The organism is Bacillus sp. JJ1562, assembly GCF_036962705.1.
Taxonomy (GTDB): domain Bacteria; phylum Bacillota; class Bacilli; order Bacillales; family Bacillaceae_L; genus Ferdinandcohnia.
Genome location: NZ_JBALOQ010000057.1, coordinates 48611 through 70488, shown reverse-complemented (window position 1 = coordinate 70488; position 21878 = coordinate 48611). Strand labels below are relative to the sequence as shown.

Annotated in this window: 20 protein-coding genes; 18 read left to right on the top strand and 2 right to left on the bottom strand. The window is 37.8% G+C overall.

Annotation, left to right across the window (positions count from 1 at the left end; translation table 11 throughout):
* Nucleotides 1-378: 378 nt before the first annotated feature.
* The 14 genes from V7097_RS23895 (at nucleotide 379) to rlmH (ending at nucleotide 15135) form a co-directional block, all read left to right on the top strand.
* The gene (locus V7097_RS23895) at nucleotides 379-1812 is read left to right on the top strand and encodes a M23 family metallopeptidase (protein ID WP_335706138.1); all 1434 of its coding nucleotides are present in this window, start codon (nucleotides 379-381) and stop codon (nucleotides 1810-1812) included.
* Nucleotides 1813-2041: 229 nt separating this feature from the next.
* A complete protein-coding gene (gene yycF / locus V7097_RS23890) occupies nucleotides 2042-2749 on the top strand; it encodes a response regulator YycF (RefSeq protein WP_335706137.1) in 708 nt (235 codons plus the stop codon).
* 9 nt (nucleotides 2750-2758) lie between these two features.
* Nucleotides 2759-4588, top strand: a complete 1830-nt coding sequence (gene walK, locus V7097_RS23885; RefSeq protein WP_335706136.1) for a cell wall metabolism sensor histidine kinase WalK — start codon at nucleotides 2759-2761, stop codon at nucleotides 4586-4588.
* Nucleotides 4569-5909: a YycH family regulatory protein gene (locus tag V7097_RS23880; protein ID WP_335706135.1), complete on the top strand. Its 1341-nt coding sequence runs from the start codon at nucleotides 4569-4571 to the stop codon at nucleotides 5907-5909. Before walK ends, V7097_RS23880 begins: the two co-directional genes overlap by 20 nt.
* Complete coding sequence (locus V7097_RS23875) at nucleotides 5896-6669, top strand: two-component system regulatory protein YycI (RefSeq protein WP_335706134.1); 774 nt, start codon at nucleotides 5896-5898, stop codon at nucleotides 6667-6669. The genes V7097_RS23880 and V7097_RS23875 overlap by 14 nt, the downstream gene beginning before the upstream one ends.
* A 6-nt stretch (nucleotides 6670-6675) precedes the next feature.
* Nucleotides 6676-7470, top strand: a complete 795-nt coding sequence (locus V7097_RS23870; RefSeq protein WP_335706133.1) for an MBL fold metallo-hydrolase — start codon at nucleotides 6676-6678, stop codon at nucleotides 7468-7470.
* 231 nt (nucleotides 7471-7701) lie between these two features.
* Nucleotides 7702-8784: a sensor histidine kinase gene (locus V7097_RS23865; protein ID WP_335706132.1), complete on the top strand. Its 1083-nt coding sequence runs from the start codon at nucleotides 7702-7704 to the stop codon at nucleotides 8782-8784.
* 14 nt (nucleotides 8785-8798) lie between these two features.
* Nucleotides 8799-9428, top strand: coding sequence for a response regulator transcription factor (locus V7097_RS23860; RefSeq protein ID WP_335706131.1), 630 nt, complete (start codon nucleotides 8799-8801; stop codon nucleotides 9426-9428).
* Nucleotides 9429-9566: 138 nt separating this feature from the next.
* Nucleotides 9567-10499 (top strand): ABC transporter ATP-binding protein, encoded by a 933-nt coding sequence (locus tag V7097_RS23855; RefSeq protein ID WP_335706130.1) that lies wholly within the window; start codon nucleotides 9567-9569, stop codon nucleotides 10497-10499.
* A gap of 11 nt (nucleotides 10500-10510) precedes the next feature.
* Nucleotides 10511-11770 (top strand): ABC transporter permease, encoded by a 1260-nt coding sequence (locus V7097_RS23850; RefSeq protein WP_335706129.1) that lies wholly within the window; start codon nucleotides 10511-10513, stop codon nucleotides 11768-11770.
* Nucleotides 11767-12879: an ABC transporter permease gene (locus V7097_RS23845; RefSeq protein WP_335706128.1), complete on the top strand. Its 1113-nt coding sequence runs from the start codon at nucleotides 11767-11769 to the stop codon at nucleotides 12877-12879. The genes V7097_RS23850 and V7097_RS23845 overlap by 4 nt, the downstream gene beginning before the upstream one ends.
* A 130-nt stretch (nucleotides 12880-13009) precedes the next feature.
* Complete coding sequence (locus V7097_RS23840) at nucleotides 13010-14245, top strand: S1C family serine protease (protein WP_335706127.1); 1236 nt, start codon at nucleotides 13010-13012, stop codon at nucleotides 14243-14245.
* Between the two features lie 161 nt (nucleotides 14246-14406).
* Nucleotides 14407-14562, top strand: coding sequence for a CxxH/CxxC protein (locus tag V7097_RS23835; protein WP_335706126.1), 156 nt, complete (start codon nucleotides 14407-14409; stop codon nucleotides 14560-14562).
* Nucleotides 14563-14655: 93 nt separating this feature from the next.
* A complete protein-coding gene (rlmH, locus tag V7097_RS23830; protein WP_335706125.1) occupies nucleotides 14656-15135 on the top strand; it encodes a 23S rRNA (pseudouridine(1915)-N(3))-methyltransferase RlmH in 480 nt (159 codons plus the stop codon).
* Nucleotides 15136-15261: 126 nt separating this feature from the next.
* Here the strand turns inward: rlmH and V7097_RS23825 are convergent, their stop codons facing one another.
* Complete coding sequence (locus tag V7097_RS23825) at nucleotides 15262-15528, bottom strand: Ada metal-binding domain-containing protein (RefSeq protein ID WP_335706124.1); 267 nt, start codon at nucleotides 15526-15528, stop codon at nucleotides 15262-15264.
* Between the two features lie 311 nt (nucleotides 15529-15839).
* Between V7097_RS23825 and V7097_RS23820 the strand changes: the two genes are divergently transcribed.
* From V7097_RS23820 to V7097_RS23805, 4 genes are all read left to right on the top strand, one after another.
* Nucleotides 15840-16592: a helix-turn-helix transcriptional regulator gene (locus V7097_RS23820; protein WP_335706123.1), complete on the top strand. Its 753-nt coding sequence runs from the start codon at nucleotides 15840-15842 to the stop codon at nucleotides 16590-16592.
* Nucleotides 16593-16814: 222 nt separating this feature from the next.
* Nucleotides 16815-18182 carry an MFS transporter gene (locus V7097_RS23815; protein ID WP_335706122.1) on the top strand — a complete coding sequence of 456 codons (1368 nt, stop codon included), beginning with the start codon at nucleotides 16815-16817 and terminating at the stop codon, nucleotides 18180-18182.
* Nucleotides 18183-18229: 47 nt separating this feature from the next.
* On the top strand, nucleotides 18230-19081 hold the full coding sequence (locus V7097_RS23810) for a creatininase family protein (RefSeq protein WP_335706121.1): 852 nt from the start codon (nucleotides 18230-18232) through the stop codon (nucleotides 19079-19081).
* A 503-nt stretch (nucleotides 19082-19584) separates the two neighbouring features.
* Complete coding sequence (locus V7097_RS23805) at nucleotides 19585-20853, top strand: OFA family MFS transporter (RefSeq protein ID WP_335706120.1); 1269 nt, start codon at nucleotides 19585-19587, stop codon at nucleotides 20851-20853.
* Nucleotides 20854-21286: 433 nt separating this feature from the next.
* On the opposite strand, the gene V7097_RS23800 is transcribed toward V7097_RS23805, so the two are convergent.
* Nucleotides 21287-21856 carry an acetylglutamate kinase gene (locus V7097_RS23800; protein ID WP_335706119.1) on the bottom strand — a complete coding sequence of 190 codons (570 nt, stop codon included), beginning with the start codon at nucleotides 21854-21856 and terminating at the stop codon, nucleotides 21287-21289.
* Between the last annotated feature and the right edge of the window lie 22 nt (nucleotides 21857-21878).

The window sequence follows — 21878 nt, the reverse complement described above, 5'->3', positions numbered from 1 at the left end:
TTATTCGGGTCATAGTTCATATTGATACGTCCTTTTTTCTATGCCAAATGTTACATTTTAAAAAGATGTCTTTGGATGTGGGAAATCGACAGGAACTCTTATAATATGCGCAATTTTATAAGAATAAAGGCTCACTAAATTGTCAAAATACCACAATTTTGTGTAAAAAATTTACAGTAATACTACAATTATATTACATATTGGAAACTATTATACTATTTTTCAAATTCTATGGTAAATTAGTAAAGTATAAAATAGAGAGATTTGTCGAACTATCGAATACGTCTTGGCGTATTTTGTAAGACAACGCTTTTCAACTCACAGGGTGAGAGGAACGAGTATTTCGGACAAGCAACCTTTGTTCAAGGAGGAAAGAACGTGTCAAACCAAAATAAAAAAGAAAAAGCACCAAGAACATACATGACTTTGTTTAAACGAGTTGCTATTACATCTGTAGCACTTTCAACACTAGTATTTGGAACTGTATCAGCTGATACTAAAATCCAAACTGTGTACCACGTATACATAGATGGCCAAAGAGTCGGAACAGTTGATTCCAAAACTGTCGTTGAAAAAGTAATTAATCAAAAGGTAGGCTCTTTAAAGGATCAGTATCAAGGACTATCCTTAGTCGCAGATAATATATCAGTTGTTGAAGAACAAGCTTTTCTTCCGACATTTAATAATGCAACAGCTACTAAGAAGCTAGAAGCTGAGCTTGAAGTTGCAGCAGAAGCTAAGGCTATTACAGTTGATGGAGAGCCAGTTGCATACCTTAAGAATGAGGAAGATGCAAATGAAGCTCTTAAACAACTAAAATTACAATATGTTAACGAAGATCAACTAAAGGAGCTAGAAGCTAGAGCAAACTCAGAAGAGCCTCTACCAGCATTAGCTGAAGGACAATCTCGTTTATTAGACGTTTCATTCGTAGAAAAAGTTTCAATTTCAGATGAAAAAATTTCACCAGAAGAAGTTCATAGCCCTGCTGATACTGTTACTTTGCTTCAAAAGGGAACTTTAGAAGAGAAAAAGTATCAGGTTAAAGAAGGGGATGTGCTAGGTTCTATCGCAGTAGATCATGATTTAAAAACTGCAGAGCTAGTTGCATTGAACTCAGGAATTACAGCAGATTCATTGCTTCAAATTGGACAAGAGTTAAATGTAACAGCTTATAAGCCATATTTAACAGTTGTTGTGAAAATGGAGCAAAGCAAAAAAGAAACAATTAAGTTTGAAACAACAGTTAATGAAAACTCAAATATGTTTAAAGGTGACAGAAAAGTAACCCAAGAAGGTCAAGATGGTGAAAAGACTGTTCACTTTGAATATAAAACGATCAATGGCGTGACAACAGAAACGAATAAGCTTAATGAAGCCATCATCAAAGAACCAGTAACTGAGATTATCGAAAAAGGAACAAAGGTTGTTCCATCTCGAGGATCTGGACAGCTTGCATGGCCAGCAGGTGGAGGTTATATCTCTAGTCATGTTGGTTATAGATGGGGAAAGCTTCATAAAGGTATTGATATTGCAAGGCCGAGCAATTATGCGATTAAGGCAGCCGACAACGGAACAGTTGTTGAAGCTGGATACGATGGAAGCTTCGGTAATAAAATTGTGATTAACCATAACAATGGAATGAAAACAATTTATGCACATATGTCTTCACTTAATGTAAGTGTTGGACAAACTGTAACGAAAGGTCAACAAATCGGTGTAATGGGGTCAACGGGTAACTCAACAGGAACTCACTTACATTTCGAGTTATATATAAATGGAGCTCTGAAAAACCCATTAGATTATCTATAAAATTTAGATTCAAAACCTTCAGCATGATGCTGAAGGTTTTTTCATAAGTATAAAGAATGATAACAGGGAAAAAGGAAAGGACAAACGTCCTATATCACTGATTTTTTCACACTTACTGATGATATACCTCCCTTTTTCTGCTAAAGTTAAAGATAAAGGAGCAAAATAAAAGGAACAATTCGAACTATATAATAGGAGCATTTATTTCAATGTGAAGGAGAAAAGATAAATGGAAAAAGTAATTCTTGTAGTAGATGATGAGAAACCAATTGCAGATATATTACAATTTAATCTTGAAAAAGAAGGATATAAGGTAGTATGTGCCTATGATGGGAATGAGGCATTAGAAAAGGTGGAAGAAATAAACCCAGACCTTATTCTTCTCGACATCATGCTGCCTCATAAGGATGGCATGGAGGTATGTCGTGAGGTACGAAAAAAACATGATATGCCAATCGTCATGTTGACCGCCAAGGATTCTGAAATTGATAAAGTATTAGGACTTGAGCTTGGCGCGGATGACTATGTAACAAAGCCATTTAGCACAAGAGAACTACTTGCACGTGTAAAGGCAAACCTGCGTAGACATCAACAAATTTCCGAGGCAGCTAGCCAGGATACAACTAGTGAAATTACAGTAGGTTCACTTGTCATCCATCCTGATGCATATGTCGTAAGTAAACGTGGTGAAACGATTGAATTAACGCACCGCGAGTTTGAGCTCTTACATTATTTAGCGAAGCACTTAGGTCAAGTCATGACAAGAGAGCATTTATTACAAACTGTATGGGGATATGATTATTTTGGAGATGTTAGAACAGTAGACGTAACGGTTCGTCGTTTGCGTGAAAAAATTGAAGACAGCCCAAGTCATCCAACTTGGATCGTAACAAGACGTGGAGTGGGCTATTATTTACGAAACCCAGATCAGGAGTAAATCAAAAACATGAAAAGGCTAGGTTTTTTTCAATCCATTCACATGAAATTTGCACTCATTTATTTGCTCCTCATCTTAATTGCGATGCAAATTATCGGTGTATATTTTATTGGGAAATTAGAGCTGCGATTAGTAGAAAACTTTAAAGTATCGTTAAATGAACGCGTCAATATGCTAGCATTTAGCATGGAGCAGGAAATCGTGAAGGAGAGAGAAGATCCCTCTACTTTAGAAAAGGATATCCGCAGCATCTTACGAGACTATGAGTCAGAGGACATACAGGAAATCCAGGTTATCAATAATAAAAGCCGTGTAATCGGAAGTTCAGATCCGTACAACCAAAGCATTGTTGGACGAAAGTCAAATGTAGATTTGGTCAAACGTACATTATTACTTGGTGGCAATCCAGATGATGTACGTCGAAAAGGATATGATCGCGTATATGAATCATCAACACCGATTCTTTCGAATGGAGATATCATTGGCGCTATTTATTTAATCGCTAGGATGGAAAATGTTTATGATGACATAAAAGAAATCAATGATATTTTCGTAACAGGGACAGGGATTGCAATGGCGATTACCGCAATTCTTGGAATTTTTGTTGCACAAACCATTACGAGACCGATCTCTGCTATGAGGAAGCATGTTGTGGAATTGGGAAAAGGTAATTATTCAAAGAAAGTAAAGGTTTTTGGCCATGACGAGATTGGCCAACTTGCCATGACCTTTAACAATTTATCCAATAAAATTCAGGATGCACAGGCAACAACAGAAGGAGAACGACGGAAGCTATCTTCAGTATTGGCACATATGACAGATGGGGTCATTGCCACTGACAAAAAAGGTCGAATCATTTTAATTAATACGCCTGCAGTCAATATGCTAGATGTTTCACGTGAAACAGTTCTGAATCAATCTATTGTATCTATTTTAGGATTGGACGAACAATATACGTTTGAGCAGCTTGTTCATGATATTGATACAGAAATACTTGATTTTAGTACCCATAAAAAGCAATACATTATTAAGGTAAGCTTTTCAGTTATTAAGAAGGAATCAGGTTTTATTAATGGGTTAATTGCTGTTTTATATGATGTAACCGAGCAAGAGAAGCTTGAAAGTGAACGAAGAGAGTTCGTAGCGAATGTTTCGCATGAACTAAGAACACCATTAACAACAATGCGGAGCTATCTAGAAGCATTAGAAGAGGGTGCTTGGAAGGACGAAAAGATTGCCCCACAATTTTTAAATGTCACACAGACCGAGACAGAGCGAATGATTCGGCTCGTGAATGACTTACTGAAGCTATCAAAACTTGATAGCAAAGACTACCAATTTTCAAAGGACTTAATCAATTTTACAAAATACTTTCATAGAATTATTGACCGTTTTGAAATGACAAAGGAGCAACATGTGTCATTCGTCCGAAATTTACTGGAGAAGCCAGTTTATCTTGAAATGGATCAGGACAAGATTACTCAGGTACTTGATAATATCATTTCAAACGCATTGAAATATTCGCCAGAGGGAGGTACAGTCACCTTCCAAGTGATTGATGCAAATGACGAGATTGTGATAAGTGTATCTGATCAGGGTGTTGGGATCCCTAATGAGAATATTAATCGTATTTTTGACCGTTTTTATCGGGTAGATAAAGCACGGACACGTAAGTTAGGGGGAACCGGGTTAGGGCTAGCGATCGCCAAGGAAATGGTCGTTGCCCATGGAGGTAGGATTTGGGCTGAAAGTAAAGAAGGGGTTGGAACAACCGTATTCTTTACTCTACCAACCGATGGAAATCAAGAGGGGCTAGAGGATGATTGGGATGAAGTATGAATCAATTAAAACAGCCATATTAATCATCTTGGTGCTTTCAAGCATTGTTCTGACATGGACTTTGTGGACCTATCAGCCCCAATACAAGGACATAGAAGCTACGGATGATTTAGTGGAGGAAGTAACGGAAAATATCTTTAAGGATACGTCACAAATCATTAAACCAAGTAAAATTCTCTATCATTACGAAGGTCAACATTTTGGAACTTTTAATGAGATCGACCTGAATCGAGTGATGAAAGAGATTAGGCCTTGGGAGATTCATGATGTTCAAAATATTACACATACAGTGCAAGAGGATGGCTTAGCAGACTTTTTGAGTCGAAATGGACATGTTGAAGTCTTTTTCCCAGACCCATTTCCTTTGCAGCTTTATAAAACACTCATCAATATTAATGATAAAGAGCATTCTCTAATTTCATTTGATCGATTTGTTATTGATGTCAATTCAGAGGACCGTGGCCAAGGAATTGTGTATTTTGTGTCGACAGGCGACAACTTGGTGTATGAAGGCCGGATTGATAGTAGGTTAACTAGCGATTTTAAAAGAAGCTTCTATACAACAGCGACGAGATATCCTGAACAGATTGAATATAAACTTACAGAGACAAATTCGGTTTATTTGCCGAAGGATACCACGGATATAAATCGTTTGGACTATTTGATGATAGATGTGATAGATACTAATACCTTTATTGATCGTTTATTTACAGACCCAGATCTTGTTAAAAGGGACAGACTCACAACAGGTGAGGTTCATACGGATGGTACGAGACTCCTTAGAGTCTATGACAATCAGAATTATATTGAATTTATTAATCCGACGAGAATGACCGGAAATCAGACCAATACGACAGACTTAATTCAAACAAGCATCGATTTTGTCAATGAACATGTGGGCTGGACAGATGACTACCGCTTTTTTAGCTGGAATAAAGAGAGCCAAACGACTGTGTTTAAATTATTTGTCAGAAACATTCCGGTCTTTAGCGGAAACAGGCTAGCTGATATCACACAGCAATGGGAAAACAATGAGATTGTGACATATATCCATCCATCAATAAGTCTAAAAATTGATTGGAACCCAAGCCCAACGGAACTTAAAAATGGAGAAGAGGTAATGGAGGCAATCACTTCTAAGCAGAATTTTAATCCCGAACTTCTTGATAGTGTGACGGTTGCTTATGAGATGAGATTGACAGAAGATAATTCCCAGTTTGTTTCACTTCAACCGGTTTGGTATTACAGGTATAATGGAACTTGGTCGAAGGTCAAGTTTAAAGATGAGGATATAGGGGGGCATGAAGATGGATTGGAGTAAAACCAAGTCTGTGTTTATCGTTACCTTCCTGATTCTCAACATCTTTTTAGGGTATCAGCTTGTTCAAAAAAGGGATAGCAGCCAACTTGATTTTATTGCGGAATCAAGTATTGAAGAGAATCTAGCAAATGAAGATATTAAGTATGTAGCCTTACCAAAGGAGCCGAAGGAATTAAGCTATATCAGTGGAAAGGTTAAGATTTTTGCAGAGGACGATGTTAAAAGTCTTAAAAATCAAGAGGTGAACCTTGAAACGGCTGGGGTGTTAAAGAGTGTATTTGACGATCCTATTAAAATATCGCTAACAGACCAAGTGAAAATTCAGCAATTTGCGAAAGACCATTTGCTAGATGGTGAGAAATATACGGTTTGGAGTGTAGATGAAGAGACAGGGACTATTGTGTTAGTCCAACAACATAATAATTACAAAGTCTTTGGTCAGTCTTTAAATATAAGTGGGGTCATTTATTTATATGTGAATGATGACCAAGAAGCCATATCGTATGAGCAAACATTAATTCCAAAGTTTGAAGAGCATGAGGTGGAAAAGTTAATTACGCCAATGGAGACTTTAGGAAACCTTTTAAAAAATAACCATTTAAAATCGGGCAGTCATGTGACAAAGGTTGAAATTGGGTATTACCCACTTGTTCCAAATTCGGAATCACAGCTATTGGCACCGACGTGGCATGTTGTTATTGATGATGAGACTGATATTTACGTAAATGCCATTGAAGGGCAAATTTATAAGACGGAGTGAAGGACTATGGGGTTGCATTTTAGTGTGCTTGCTAGCGGGAGCACGGGAAATGCGTTCTATGTTGGGACAGACAAGCATTCCTTGCTTGTAGATGCCGGGTTAAGTGGTAAACAACTTGAACTTTTATTTAAAGAAATCAACAAAGAGATTAAGCATCTTTCAGGGATCCTTGTGACACATGAGCATAGTGACCATATCAAGGGGCTTGGTGTTCTCGCAAGAAAGTACAAGCTTCCCATCTATGCGAATGAAAAGACATGGAAGGCAATGGAGCGCAATATTGGAGAAATCCCAACAGAGCAGAAGTTCATTTTTCAAATGGGAACGGTAAAGACATTTGGAAATCTGGATGTTGAATCGTTCGGTGTCTCTCATGACGCGGCTGAACCGATGTTTTATGTATTCCATCATGAGGGGAAAAAGGTTGTTGTAATTACAGATACAGGCTATGTCAGTGACCGAATGAAGGGTACAATTGAAAATGCTGATGCGTATGTATTTGAAAGCAACCATGATGTGTCGATGCTTCAGATGGGTCATTATCCATGGAGCATTAAGCGACGTATTTTAAGTGATGTCGGGCATGTTTCGAATGAGGATGCAGCCCTTGCGATGTCCGATGTCATCGGAGACCGCACGAAACGAATCTATTTGGCGCATTTAAGTAAGGATAATAATCTAAAAGAATTAGCACGTATGTCGGTCAAGCAAACCCTAGAAAGCAAGGGGTATGTGGTAGGAGAACAATTCGATTTGTATGATACAGATCCAAAGATTCCAACCAAGCTTGCATCTGTGTAAGGAAGAAGCTCATTTGATTTTTTATCAGATGGGCTTTTTTGTTTGCGGTTTTAATCCGGCTTCTTATTTGTTCAGTTTGTAACATAAAATGGTGTTGTTGAGTCAGAATTGGCCCCTGTTTCCGGCACCGTCAAGAATGTCTCATCGGGAGCCTAGGGCTTTCCTAGGAAAAACACTTGCCGTAACCATAATTTTCTAGTAATTTGAAACTAGGATGAAAGTGGGGATGGTATGAAAACTTTTGTTTTACAAACGGCAGGTTTAATGGTGCTCTGGGGTTTGTTTTTTATCTCCGAAAAGTCGGTCCCAACTGCGTATTCAATTATGATTTGTGCAGCAGTCCTTACTCTTTATTTTTTTCTAAAAATCACGCCTAACCCGGTTTATTTATATGGGGGTATAACAGGACTCTTACTAGTACATGGAGTGGTTGAAGAAGGGAATCCATTTACCTTTATATTATTATTGTATTTTGTGTTATTGGCAGCAAATCAGTTAGGAAGTAAACCGTTTAAAGGACTTTTGGCGATAACGGCGGTTTGTCTATTTGGCGTATTTTTTTTGATGGAAATTAAAATTTGGGTGTATGTTTATATACTCTTATTCTACCTTCTTGCCCTTCAGGTTAATGAGCTCTGGACAAAGCGGGAGGAACAGCGAAATCTTTACGAAGAATTGCTTGTGGAGTATCGAAAGCTAAAAAGGGTGGCACTTGTGACAGAGGAGGAAGCACGCTATCAGGAAAGGACAAAGATTGCGAGGGACATTCATGATTCGGTTGGGCATAAGCTTACGGCACTACTTATGCAGTTGGAGATTCTTTCGATTAAGCAAGGTCCTGAACATTACAATGAGTTAAAGGAATTGGCGAAGGAAAGCTTAGATGAAACCCGTTTTGCAGTCCGAACCTTAAAGGACAGGGAGCATGAAGGAATTGCAACGATTTTACAGCTGATTAAGAAGCTAGAGGCTGAAAGTCATATCATGGTTCAGTTTACAACAAAGCAAGGAATCCTCTCAGAACGGCTCACAAATCAACAAAGTGTAGTGCTTTATCGAGTCATCCAGGAAGGACTTACAAATGCAATGCGCCATGCTCATTCGCGTGAGGTACAGGTGGCACTTGGAAAAACGGCAGACGGGAATATGGAGTTTCTCGTTAAAAATCGAATTCATAAGAAGGAGCCATATCAAGAGGGTTTTGGGCTTTCAAACATGCGAAAGCGTGTTGAGGAATTAGGCGGAACATTAGCAGTCTATCAAACGGATGAACAGTTTGTGATTAAAGGAATGATTCCGTTAGAGAAAATGTAAGGGAGGGAGCCTACATGTGGAATGTGTTGATTGTAGAAGACCAGTCGATTGTAAGGCAGGGCTTGAAGCTTATGCTCCAACAGGACGGGCAAATACGGGTAGTAGCTGAGGCTAAAAACGGGGAAGAAGCAATCAAAAAGATGGAGGCCCATGTGATTGATGTAGTGCTAATGGACATCCGGATGCCGGTTATGAATGGCCTTGATGCGACAAGAAAGATTAAGGAACGCTGGCCTAATGTGAAGATTTTAATCCTCACGACCTTTAATGATGATGAATATGCAATCCAGGCGTTAAAATATGGTGCCAATGCCTTTTTACTAAAAACATCTGATCAACAAACATTGATCCATGCTGTTTATAGCTGCTTTCAAGGAGGACTTCCGATACATGAAGAGGTTGTGGCAAAGGTAATGCCACGATTATTACATAGGGTGGAGAAAAAGCTCGATTTGCCTTTGTCCGCAAGGGAATTGGATATTACAAGATTAGTAGGCGAAGGAAAGACAAATAAAGAAATCGCAGATGAATTATATTTATCGATCGGTACGGTAAAAAACCATATTACACAGATATTGCATAAATTAGAGCTTCGGGATCGTACGCAGTTAGCGATATTTGCTGTAAAAAATGATATTACATAAAGGGGGATGTCCACAAGGATAGCCCTTTTTTCATGGAAATGTGACTGAGGTCATGGTTTTTACATAAACAAGTGACGCGGGATAGTGCTGTATAGAGACGAGAAAGTCTATGATAGGACTATAAAGGAGGCTGACGGGATGTTAGAGGTTATTGATTTATCGAAGAAATATAAACAAAAGTTTGCGGCACAAGGAATTAATATGTTCTTGGAAAAAGGAGAGATTGTTGGGTTATTAGGTCCGAATGGTGCGGGGAAATCGACGACCATTTCCATGCTTTCATCATTAGTCATTCCGACTTCTGGAGATGTTCGGTTAATGAATGAAAGCACAATTAAACATCCACAGAATATCCGTAAAATTTTAGGAGTTGTTCCTCAAGAAATTGCACTGTATACGGATTTATCTGCGGAAGAAAATTTACGTTTTTTTGGAGAGATTTATCGGTTAAAGGGTGCTGAATTAAAGGAACGAATCGAAGAGGTATTGGAGCAAATTGGCTTAACCGACCGAAGAAAGGATCTCGTGAAAACTTTTTCAGGAGGTATGAAAAGAAGGCTGAATATTGGGGTGGCATTGCTGCATAATCCAGAAATCATCATTATGGATGAACCGACCGTAGGGATTGACCCACAGTCTCGTAACTATATTTTGGAAACGGTAAAGCGTCTTAACAAAGAACGCGGGATGACGGTTTTATATACAAGTCATTACATGGAAGAAGTCGAGTTCTTATGTGACCGGATTTATATAATGGATAAGGGTCATATTATTGCGTCTGGTACAAAGGAGGAGTTAAAGAATATTTTATCCTCTGAAAATACAATTTCAATCAAGGTAGAGCGGGCAAAAGAGGAATTTATTCAGCTACTTGAGGCGGATCCGACCGTTCGTCAAGTAAAAGTACAGGATCGCGATGTTACGGTTATTGTTCCAAAGGAGTATAATCTGTTCCAAAAAATCTCCCAATTTGCAGAAGAGACTAAAACAGCATTAATTTCAGTTGAAGTAAAAGCACCGACACTTGAAGATGTTTTCCTTCATCTGACAGGTAGAGCGCTAAGAGACTAGGGGGTGAAGCAATGATTATTCCATTTATTAAAAAAGATCTATTAGTGTTACTGCGGAATCCTCAGGAACTGCTCATTTTAGTTCTGATGCCACTTGTCCTCATTGCGATTCTTGGCTTTGCTTTAGGCGGGGTAATGGGAAGTGATGGCGCATCAATTTCAGTGAAGGTCGCTTTCATTGATCATAGCGATGAACAAATGGAAAAAGATGCTTTTATTGAAAAAGTAAAGGCAGAAGAACTACCACCAGAAGCAGAAACAGCACTAATTCAGGGGGCAGACCAGCTCCGGCCCATTCAGATTTTACTTGATGAAGTGTTTGGTAGTAAGGAACTAAAAGAAATTGTAGAGCTTGAGCAAGTCGAGCCACAAAAATTAGATGAAATCAAAAATGATGACAGTTATTCGGCTGTTATTGAGATACCTGAGAATTATACATTTGATATTCTTTCTTCTGCATTACTTGATGAACCTTCTACTGCAGAAATGAAGCTTTATAAGAATGAAGGCCAGGATATTTCTCCGAAGATAGTGGAGGATGTCCTCGTAGGGTTTCAAAAGCAGCTTACCTCTATGACGGTTATTGGGAAAGCAGGAATTCAGATAGAAGCGGTTAATAGTAAGAATCTTGGAAAGACAGAAACTGTTACAGAGCGAGAACCTATTAATTCGTTACAATATTATTCCGTCGGTATGAGCGTTATGTTTATTATGTTTATTGCTTCAACCCTAAGTTCATTTGCATATCGTGAAAAGCAGTTGCAGGTGTTCAATCGAATTATCCTATCTAATACGTCAAGATGGTCGTATTTGTGCGGTATATTCTTCTCAGTTATGGTGATATCGATTATTCAGCAAGCCATTTTATATGGAGTTACTTCCCTTGTATTTGATGTGGTTTGGAAGGATCTTCTTGGATTTTTCTTAGTTAATTTATCATTATGCTTTGCGATTGGTGGAGTGGGAGCATTGTTAACAGCCTTGAACTTCCGGATAGATTCTGAAGGTGTGTCGAACTTTTTTGGGAATGTAATGGTTGCAATTTTTGCTTTTCTTGGTGGTAGCTTTACGCCTATTGGTGAAACGTCATCTGTAATCGGGATGTTGGGTAATTTTACGCCAAATGGTGCTGGTATGACAGCATTATTGCAATTACTGCAAGGAGTAGAGCTTTCAGCTATTGATCATCATATCTTTTATTTGGTTGGTTTTGGTTTGGTCACGCTGACGGCTGCTGTTTTTAGTTTTCCAAAAAGAGGTGATGCCATATGATAAGTATTTTACAGGCAAAATTTAAATTATTTTTGAGAAAGCCAATGCTTATGATTGGCATGACTGTGATGAGTATTGTCTTTGCATTGTTACTAGGTGCCGCAAATTATTCTACTATTCATGTACCTATTTATACAGATATCGAAAATATCGAAGAAACGGCGCTATGGATGGATTTAACGAAGACGCAAAGCTTTGAATTTAAACAAATGACAGAGGACGAAGCAAAGGAAATGGTCAGTGAAGGTGATGCTGAGGCAGCTGTGAAGCTAGAGGAGGACTCTTACACGATTGTCGTTGTAACAGAGACGTCTAATCTTCATATATTAGAAAGCTATCTTCAAACCTTTTATGGTGACATTTCAATGGAAGATACGATTAAAGAGGCAACGGCTACAAGTGGCAATATCAACTCGGATGCTATTCTAGAAGAATTAAAAGAAAAGGAAGAGAATCCGTTATTCAAAATTCAGGCTGCTTCCTTCCGTGGTGATGATGCTGTGATCATTGATAACCAGCTGCAGACGATTTTTGGGTTTACATTATTCTTTGTCATTTACACAATTTCCTATAATGTCCAAAACATTTTACAGGAGAGAACATGGGGAGTATGGGACCGCATGATTTTATCCCCTTTAAAAAAATGGGAGATGTACGCAGGCAATTTAGTTTATAGCTTCTTTATGGGATATGTTCAGGTTGCTCTCATCTTTTTAATGTTCCGGTATGTGGTTGGGGTTGACTTTTATGGGGGATTTGGAAAAACATTAATTGTTTTAATCCCATATGTGTTCTCAATTGTGTCGTTAGCTCTATTTTTAGTCAGTGTTGTTAAAAGCACTCAGCAATTCAATGCAATTATTTCACTTGTGTCGGTCTGTTTATCGATGCTTGGTGGGGCTTATTGGCCATTGGAAATTGTCAGCTCAGAATTTTTATTAAAAGTATCAGACTTTGTACCAATTAAACATGCGATGGAAGGCTTAAAAGCCGCTACTATTTACGGAGCTCCAATGAGTGAAATACTATACCCGATTAGTATTCTGACATTAATGGGAGTAGTATTAATCGGCATCGGGATTAATGTCATGGAACGGAAAAACGCATAATCATGAATGGAAAAAAGGCAGGGGCTATCGGCTCCTGCCTTTCGTTCGTTTTAGGGCTCGGTCATGATTTGCATAAAATATGGGTAAAATTGAATATAGAAAGTTTTTAGGAAAAAGGAGAAATGGCGGTATGGGGTATTATGATCAGGATTATGTAAATCGGAAGTTTAGACGTAGAGGAGGCCGTGGTGGCTGGTTTTTTGCAGCATTCGTTGGAGCCTTTATTGGGGCATTGCTTGTCATTATTCTCTTACCGACGTTATCAAAGTATCATTTACTTCCATTTGAGGAGAACGCCGTTCCCGAAGAGGAAAATGGACTAGATGACGTGGAGAAAAAAGCACCTACAACCGGGGAAAATGTCCAGCAGACGATTAACGTAAACGTGACATCTGAAATCACCAATGCTGTGAACCGTGTAAGTGAAGCAGTCGTGGGAATTGTTAATCTCAAGCAAACAAATTTTTGGTCGGAAGAAGCCACAGCAGCGGGAACAGGCTCTGGGGTTGTATACAAAAAAGGAAATGGTAAAGCATTTATCGTCACGAATCACCATGTCATCGAAGGAGCTTCAGATATAGAAGTAAGCTTAAGTGATGGGGAAAGGGTGAAGGGAAGATTACTTGGGAGTGACATTTGGACGGATTTGGCGGTGCTTGAAATCGACGCGAGCCATGTAGGAAAAATTGCTCAATTTGGAAACTCTGACAATATTAATCTGGGTGAACCCGTCATTGCTATTGGAAATCCATTGGGACTTGAATTTTCCGGATCTGTTACGCAAGGAATAATTTCTGGCTTAAATCGAACGATTCCAGTTGATATTAATCAGGATGGAGTGCATGATTGGAATGCCGATGTTATGCAAACAGATGCAGCGATTAATCCAGGAAATAGTGGAGGAGCGCTTGTGAATATTAAGGGCGAAGTGATTGGCATCAATTCGATGAAAATTGCCCAGGAGGCGGTTGAAGGAATTGGTCTATCGATTCCTATTACAAGTGCAAAGCCCATTATAGAAGATCTTGAACTATATGGTGAGGTGAAGCGACCATTTATGGGAGTGGGACAGCTAAGATCACTAAGTGAAATTTCCTCCTATCATCGTGTGCAAACCTTACATCTACCAAATGATATAACAGAGGGAGTAGCTGTTTTAGAAGTGTTCCAAAATACACCTGCCTCTGAAGCGGGATTACGGGAGCTTGATGTAATTATTGAAATAGATGGTGAAAAAATTACATCGATTGTAGAGCTAAGAAAGCACTTAAATAAAAAATCAATAGGCGACACAATGGATGTAACTTTCTACCGAGCGGGTGAAAAACAAAAGCTGACCATACAATTAGCAAGAGAATCAATGTAGAATTCGTAAACAGGAGGGTGAGGATTCTCCTGTTTTTTGCGGACAAAAATATATGCTAAAATGGGTAAGATAATAACATGTGGATAAAGAAAAATAAACTTAAAAAGTTATACCCATAATTCCCAAGGGGTTGTGGGTAAAATAGATGGAGGAAATAAGAAATGATTAAATGTTGTGAAGAACATATCGAATTAGCTTTGGATATAGTGGTGGACGAACATGAGGTTGCTCCGACAATGACGAAAATTGAAGATGAAAACATATCAACAACCTGTGAATTTTGTCAAAATAAGGCGGTATATGTTGTAGGGAACTAATATTCTCATACAAGATGTGGATAGAAAATGTGGATATGTGGATAACTTCTGTGGATAGTTTGTTTGTAAAATGTGAGTGAAGTGGGGATAAGTGTGAACATCACAATTGTGACAATTGGAAAATTGAAAGAAAAATATTTGATCCAAGGGATCAATGAATACTTAAAACGATTAACAGCCTATGCAAAAGTAGAAATCGTGGAGCTTGCTGACGAAAAGGCACCAGAAAATCTAAGCGAGACAGAGATGGAGCATGTGAAACAAAAAGAGGGCGAGCGAATTCTTGCAAAGCTATCGGACGACACCCATGTGATTGCCTTAGCGATAGAAGGCAAAATGAAGTCCTCAGAGCAGCTAGCAGCGGATATTGACAACCTAGCAACCTATGGAAAAAGTAAAATTGCCTTTGTCATCGGGGGATCGCTAGGATTGAGCAAGGACGTCATGAAGCGAGCCAATGATACGTTGTCTTTTTCAAAAATGACCTTTCCGCATCAGTTGATGAGGTTGATATTGGTGGAGCAGGTGTATCGGGCTTTTCGGATTAATAGGGGTGAACCTTATCATAAGTAAATGAGGGTTTTAGCGAAATTATAGGGCTAAAAAATAAGTGCCTGTCCCCCGCTGTGTTACTGCTTTAGCGTGCCGGGGGACTGACCTCATAGACAACAACCCCAAAAATAAATATTTCTATCGAATTTATTTTCCTTGCAGTGCTTTCCATTTTGCATATTTTTCGCGCATGCATGCTCCGCAAGGGCGAAATCCGGCTGCAATTGCGGTTTCCTCATCGGCAAAGAAGACCCGACTTTCCACATACCCACCTGTGACTATCGCTCTTAATGCAGCTGGGCAGTCCAGCCGCCCATAAATTTTCCCTGTCCCGTTCCCTCCTAGTTTTCCAGGTGTTGCACTCTGGTATGGGTTTCGGTTCGCATCAAGCAAGGTATACATTTTTTCACTCATTATATTCACTCTCCTGCACCTAACATAATTTGTAAACTTTATTTTCACCACATTTTTGTGGGTTTCATTATGGTTAAAATGATACTGTACATAATATATTTTGTAAATTCAAAATATATTTACTACTATCTTAGTTTAGATAATAATGAAGGCAACTGGAACAAAGAGATAATAAAAAAAAATCATTCGAATTCCTGGATAAAATTTCAACAAAATCACAGAAACTAAGGACAGCATCTAGATCAAACTAAAAGGCGAAAAAGAATATATAATTGGTTGTGAAGGAAAAATGCATAAGGCAGGGGCCATATATGAAGAAACATCTGCAAGAAGATACTCCAAATGTACATAGTAATCGAAAGGGTGCTGGGCCTGAATACATTGAATCAGTCCATAAGCTAAGAGAAAAGCTGCTCTACGGAATTCAGCTAGGTGATCGAGATTTAATAAGTGAATATGAAAAAGAGGCATTTAAGAAATTTAGGGACGAACAATTAAACATTCTTAACAGGGTTCCTAATAATAAAGTTCGTTCATATAAAAATATATTATTATCACATAATACCCTTTATAGCTATGTGGCTGAAAAGGGAGGGTTAAGTCCTTGGCAGTGCCACTTTATTTCAGAAAAATATGCCATAATGATTGAGTTTGCCGAAACCTTATCTGAGTTAGATCAGATTCATTCCAATATGATGACAGAGTACTCTGACTTATCCATTCGAAAATCTAAAAGTGAAAACTTAACCATCGTAGAGAAAACGGAAAACTACATAGAGATGAACTTTGCGGAGGAAATTTCAATGGAGGAAATGGCGAGAAAAATACATGTCCATCCTTCACATTTAATGCGAGCGTTTAAGAAAGAAAAGGGGATGACCATTAGTAATTATCGAAACCTGAGAAGATTAAAAGAAGCAAAAGAACTGATCCTATTCTCCCATCTTTCTATGACTGAAATTGCTATAATGGTCGGATTTAGCACCCCCCAGTATTTTTCAAAATTCTTTAAAGAGGTAGAAGGAACTACACCCATAGAGTATAAAAAGAAGCATAAGAAATGACAAAGTAAAAATCCTTTGAACGGTGCATAAGAGATTATGCGCCTGTTTTTTTTTATAAAAATTCCTGCAATTATACTATAAAAACATGCAATTGTAGTGCAAAAGACTTTTTGTTATTGGATGTATACTTACATTAAGTTTTAGCTGGAGCATATACAGCTAAACCGGAATTAATTATTTTTTTAACTGTAATGTAAACGGTTAATAAGGGGAGAGGCATTCATGAAAAAATTTGGAGTAAGAGACCAAATTGGTTATGCACTTGGAGATATTGGAGGAAGTTTCGTTAACTTATATATAGGCGGGTTTTTCTTAATCTTTTGTACGTATGTATTAGGTGTAAGCCCTTACTTTATGGGGAATATGTTTTTAGTAGGTAAAGTCTTTGATGCTATTTGTAATGTGATTATGGGAACCCTTCCAGATCGTTGGAAATTAGGGAAATCTGGCAATAAGTTCTTACCTTATATCAATATTTCGAAATGGATATTAGCAGCTTCTTGTTTATTAGCTTTTGCCGATGTATCTAGTTGGGGAACAACAGCTATTCATATTTGGGTAGTATTCGTTTATTTATTCTTCTGTGTTGCTTATACAGCCGATTCCATTCCTTATGGATCTCTTGCATCAGTGATTACAAATGATCCTGTTGAACGCACAAAGTTGTCTCGTGCTCGTGCTATCGGCGGTATGGTTGTTGGTCTTGGATTCTTATCTTTCGTTCCAATGTTTATCTATGATAAATCTGGCACTGTAGTTCCAGCAGCTTTTTTCCAAATCTCAATTGTGTTTAGTATTTTATCAGTATTAGCTTATACAGGACTCGTAAGATTAACAACGGAGCGTATTCGTGATGAAAAGGGTGCAGGAAAAAACTCCGATTATCGTTTTAAGGAAGCATTTAAAGCAGCGATTAAAAATAGACCGTTAATCGGTATGATGGTTGCATCCATTGGCTCACTTCTTATCATAAATGGTGTAAACCAATTAGCTCCAATCGTCTTTGCAGAACGTTATCATATGCCGGGTGCATTTGCTATCAATTCTTTCATTAACATTGGAATTACACTTGTGTTATTCACAATTGTTCCTAAACTGGTTGAAAAGTTTAATAAAAGAAATTTAGTTATTGCGTCAGCAATCTTCAGTTTCATTGCAACACTATTAATTACATTAATGACAATTGAAAACGTATACGTGTTCATGGCTCTATATAACCTTGCTACAATCGGTTCATCTGTCTTCATAATGGTTGTTTGGGCCCTTGTAACAGATTGTATTGACTACGCAGAACTGCAAACGGGGAAACATTATGAAGGAACAATTTATGCCCTATATTCCTTTGCGCGTAAAGTAGGGATGGGATTAGGTGCTGCGATCGGAAGTTATGCTTTAGGCTGGGTTGGTTTCGTTTCTGGAGCAAAGTCTCAATCACCTGAAGTAGCACAAGGAATATTAAAAATGTACACTGGTATGCCTATCGTAGCATTTATTATCATTTTAATCGGTGTTGGATTAATCTATAACCTAAATTCAAAGAGAACAAATGAAATGTATGCAATATTAAAAGAAAGAAGAGCGTCTATATAGGGAAATCCCTTTATAGGAATTCTATATTATAGGAGGAAGATGAGCATATGCGTACTAGATTCCTTTCAAAATTGACAAATGGAGAAGTAGAAGAATACTTGGATCGAAATGATCTAATCTTTGTTCCAGTTGGGGTTACAGAAACTCATGGGGCTTTACCACTGGACGCTGAAACTGTTTTAGCTGAGGCGATTGCTTTAAAAATGGCTGAAGAATCAGATGGGCTAGTTTTGCACAATTTACCCTATTTCTTCGCAGGCGGGACGATTATCGCCCGCGGAACAATTCAAATGAGCATAAGAGACGGAATGGCTTATTTAGATAAAATAGCAAAGTCATTACTTAATCAAGGCTTTAGACGACAAATTTATATTACCAGCCATGGCCCAGCCCATATGACAGTAAGCGGTATGGTTCGTGATTTCTTTGATGAAACAAAAGTGCCTGCCCTGTATATGGATGTATTAAAAGCAGCAGAGGCAGCCGATTTCAATCTAATGGATGCATTTCATGATATGACCATTGGCGCTTATAAAGCTTTAGGCAGATTAGAGGATATTCCATTGAATGTACCTGAATCTCATTCTGTTACGTATGATGTTCAGCATATGTTATCAGGGATGGGTAAGAATCCTGGAAATTTATTAGGAAAATACGCTTATCAATCCGGTGCAGTGGGTTCTTATTTTAACGAACCATCTGATCATATGGCTACACCGCTTTTGAAAACACCTGAAGAAAGAGAAGTATTTGCAGATAGGGGTGTTCAAGCAATTAATGAACTAGTAAAGTCATTGGATATGCCGACAATCGTTGAAACACTTCGTCAAGTAGATGTTTACACGAAGGATGCGATTCTTCCTAGATACGGGGCAATCTTGCCAGGCCAAAAAGCGTAAGAAGCAAATAACAAGTCGTGCGAATCATGTGGAAGTCGCACGACTTGTTCTGTATATAGAAAAATCAAAAGTTACATAGCCTGTCCTTCATATCGATAAAATCTCATATAGGTATGTTACGGTGAACAGTATCACAAGTAAATAAGGTCCGTTTTTTCACCTGGAAGCAGTCTAATTCGTATGATTAGGCTGTTTTTTTGCGGATTTTAATGTACGTCATGAGGAGGAAGAAGAGTATACCTAATGATTAACATGATTGTAATTTGGATCATGCCCTTTATATACTTTTTCTTATTATTACTATACATATATAACATTTACTCTTTCATTATGTACCAAGATGATATATACTCAATTTATTAATTTTCGTAAATAATACGGTTTTAACCTAAAAATAACTGAAATTATCTCATTTTTTAATCTAAAATCGAACTAATTACTTATATTAAAAGATAATGTTCGTAAGTTTATTTTTAAGTTGAATGAAATGAAGGAGATATAATATGGGGAAATTTGAAAACAAGTGGATTAGTGCTGTACTTCCAGCTTTATTGATTCACTGTAGTATTGGTACAGTTTACTGTTGGTCATTGTTTAAGAGCGATATTGCCTCTTACATTGGGAAGCCTGTTGGTGAAGTGGAATGGGCATTTAGTATAGCTATTTTTGTTCTTGGAATGTCTGCAGCTTTTGGAGGAAAACTTGTTGAAAAAGATATTCATAAATCGTCCTTACTTTCGGCAATCTTTTTTGTCGTTGGGATGGCAGGAACAGGTTTCTTTATTTATCAAAAGTCATTGATAGGTATTTATGTTTCCTATGGTATTGTAATGGGGATTGGACTTGGAATCGGTTATTTAACACCAGTAAAAACATTAATGCTTTGGTTTGAGAAGCAAAAAGGGTTAGCGACAGGCCTTGCTGTTGCAGGCTTTGGCTTAGCGAAGGTCATTGCAAGTCCTTTAATGGAAAATTTACTCGGAGAAAGAAACAATGAGGGGATCTTAGTAAACCCAACAAATATCTATACAATGTTTTTTATTCTAGCGGGTATATATTTGGTGATGATGGTTATTGGACACTTGCTGATCAAAAAACCAGCTGGATATGAAGAAAAAAGTGTAAAAACCAAAAGCTTTAGTTATAGAAAGGTATTGACGAATAGAACATTTATCGGAATTTGGTTGATGTTCTATATTAATATTACATGTGGATTAGCCCTAATTTCACAAGAAAAAGGTATTCTAGCATTCATTGGATTTGGGGCAATTGGTTTAGTTAGCTCGTTAACAGCTATTTTCAATGCAGGCGGACGGATTGTTTTCTCCTCATGGGCTGATCGATTAAAAGACCGTAACTCAATCTATAAAATTATTTTTATTTCATCTATTGCAGCCATTTTATTAACGATTATGTTTGATGGTATTAATAATTCTATCGCGATCCTTATTATCGCCTTACTTTGTGTCGTAAATGCAGGTTACGGTGGAGGTTTTTCATCTATACCACCACTTTTATCTGACCGCTTTGGTTTAGATAGTGTTTCTACTGTACATGGATTAGCCTTATCTGCGTGGGCATTGGCAGGTCTGACAGGCAACCAACTAAGTGCATTTGTTCTTGCAAAGACACAATCTTATGACATGGTGTTATATGTCATTATGGCTTTCTTCGCGATTGCGACTTTAATTAGTATATTCATTGTTAGACCTGATAAAGTAAACTTGGAAAGTGAAGAGTTAAGTAGGACAGAGGAAAGAGTAGCAGGTTAAGTATTAATTAAACATAAGTAAAAAGGGATGCCTTGATTGATATGCTCCCAATAAGGTAGACAGATGAATTAATAAAAGTCTGTTTACCTTATTGGGAGTTTTTTTATGACTAAGAGGGGGACTTTTTCTGCTCAGGAAAAAAATGAGCTTATTTTAGCATATGATTCTAGAGAGGTGGAATTGCAGCGCAATTAATAAAACAATGATTGAAACATATAGTAAAGGTGAGTTATTCGAAAACAGTGCTTGACCCCAATGAGTTAAAGCTTTGCATTAAGGGGAGCATGCACTGTCTTCATTCAGATTAATCCTTCCTAAACGATGAATAACTTTCACCCAGGACTGCAATGAATATATTGCTAAATGAAAAAAAGGTAAGAGGGTTAACACACTCGTTACACGGAAAGGAGAGCATCTAAATGTCCCTTTATATTTAAAATCTTTTAGGGAATTGACTCATAATAGCAACTGTCATGGTATCAGCCATCATTATAGCTTCAGCCTCAATTTTATCAAACACAGCGATACTAGCATTAAAATTCTTTTGGAGAATTAATTTTGCCTCTTGTATTGTAAGTTCCAGATGTTCAAAAAACATTTCTCTGAATTCCTTTTCTGATATAAAAGGATTAATTCTACTTACGAATACGGAAATTTCTGCCCCATTTGCGTACCAACGTCTCTTTAAATCTACTACAGCTTTTTGATTGCCTGTTTTTGCAGCATTAACAATTTCAGCAGCAATGACTAGGTGATCCTTTATTAAGTCGCTGAATTTTTCAGCAATTTTATTTCCATAGAAAGGCTTTAATAAATCCCCCAAATCAGTAGCATTTTGGAGAAGACGTGCGGTAACAGCATCTAAATCAGGTAAATTAAAGGCTATGCTTTTGATTGTGATTCTTGTCCAATATACGTGTTGCTCCCAAGCTAAACGCATAGCATTACTTAAACGAACTTCCTGTTTACTAATACAAGAACCGTTGAACCAAGGATTTTCCATGGTTTCACCCCCCTTTTTTATG

Bases quoted from the DNA above. Each gene is read 5' to 3' on its own strand.
- yycF (WP_335706137.1), top strand. From the start codon at position 2,042: ATGGAAAAAGTAATTCTTGTAGTAGATGATGAGAAACCAATTGCAGAT.
- walK (WP_335706136.1), top strand. From the start codon at position 2,759: ATGAAAAGGCTAGGTTTTTTTCAATCCATTCACATGAAATTTGCACTC.
- V7097_RS23880 (WP_335706135.1), top strand. From the start codon at position 4,569: ATGATTGGGATGAAGTATGAATCAATTAAAACAGCCATATTAATCATC.
- V7097_RS23875 (WP_335706134.1), top strand. From the start codon at position 5,896: ATGGATTGGAGTAAAACCAAGTCTGTGTTTATCGTTACCTTCCTGATT.
- V7097_RS23870 (WP_335706133.1), top strand. From the start codon at position 6,676: ATGGGGTTGCATTTTAGTGTGCTTGCTAGCGGGAGCACGGGAAATGCG.
- V7097_RS23865 (WP_335706132.1), top strand. From the start codon at position 7,702: ATGAAAACTTTTGTTTTACAAACGGCAGGTTTAATGGTGCTCTGGGGT.
- V7097_RS23860 (WP_335706131.1), top strand. From the start codon at position 8,799: ATGTGGAATGTGTTGATTGTAGAAGACCAGTCGATTGTAAGGCAGGGC.
- V7097_RS23855 (WP_335706130.1), top strand. From the start codon at position 9,567: ATGTTAGAGGTTATTGATTTATCGAAGAAATATAAACAAAAGTTTGCG.
- V7097_RS23850 (WP_335706129.1), top strand. From the start codon at position 10,511: ATGATTATTCCATTTATTAAAAAAGATCTATTAGTGTTACTGCGGAAT.
- V7097_RS23845 (WP_335706128.1), top strand. From the start codon at position 11,767: ATGATAAGTATTTTACAGGCAAAATTTAAATTATTTTTGAGAAAGCCA.
- V7097_RS23840 (WP_335706127.1), top strand. From the start codon at position 13,010: ATGGGGTATTATGATCAGGATTATGTAAATCGGAAGTTTAGACGTAGA.
- V7097_RS23835 (WP_335706126.1), top strand. From the start codon at position 14,407: ATGATTAAATGTTGTGAAGAACATATCGAATTAGCTTTGGATATAGTG.
- V7097_RS23825 (WP_335706124.1), bottom strand. From the start codon at position 15,528: ATGAGTGAAAAAATGTATACCTTGCTTGATGCGAACCGAAACCCATAC.
- V7097_RS23820 (WP_335706123.1), top strand. From the start codon at position 15,840: ATGAAGAAACATCTGCAAGAAGATACTCCAAATGTACATAGTAATCGA.
- V7097_RS23815 (WP_335706122.1), top strand. From the start codon at position 16,815: ATGAAAAAATTTGGAGTAAGAGACCAAATTGGTTATGCACTTGGAGAT.
- V7097_RS23810 (WP_335706121.1), top strand. From the start codon at position 18,230: ATGCGTACTAGATTCCTTTCAAAATTGACAAATGGAGAAGTAGAAGAA.
- V7097_RS23805 (WP_335706120.1), top strand. From the start codon at position 19,585: ATGGGGAAATTTGAAAACAAGTGGATTAGTGCTGTACTTCCAGCTTTA.
- V7097_RS23800 (WP_335706119.1), bottom strand. From the start codon at position 21,856: ATGGAAAATCCTTGGTTCAACGGTTCTTGTATTAGTAAACAGGAAGTT.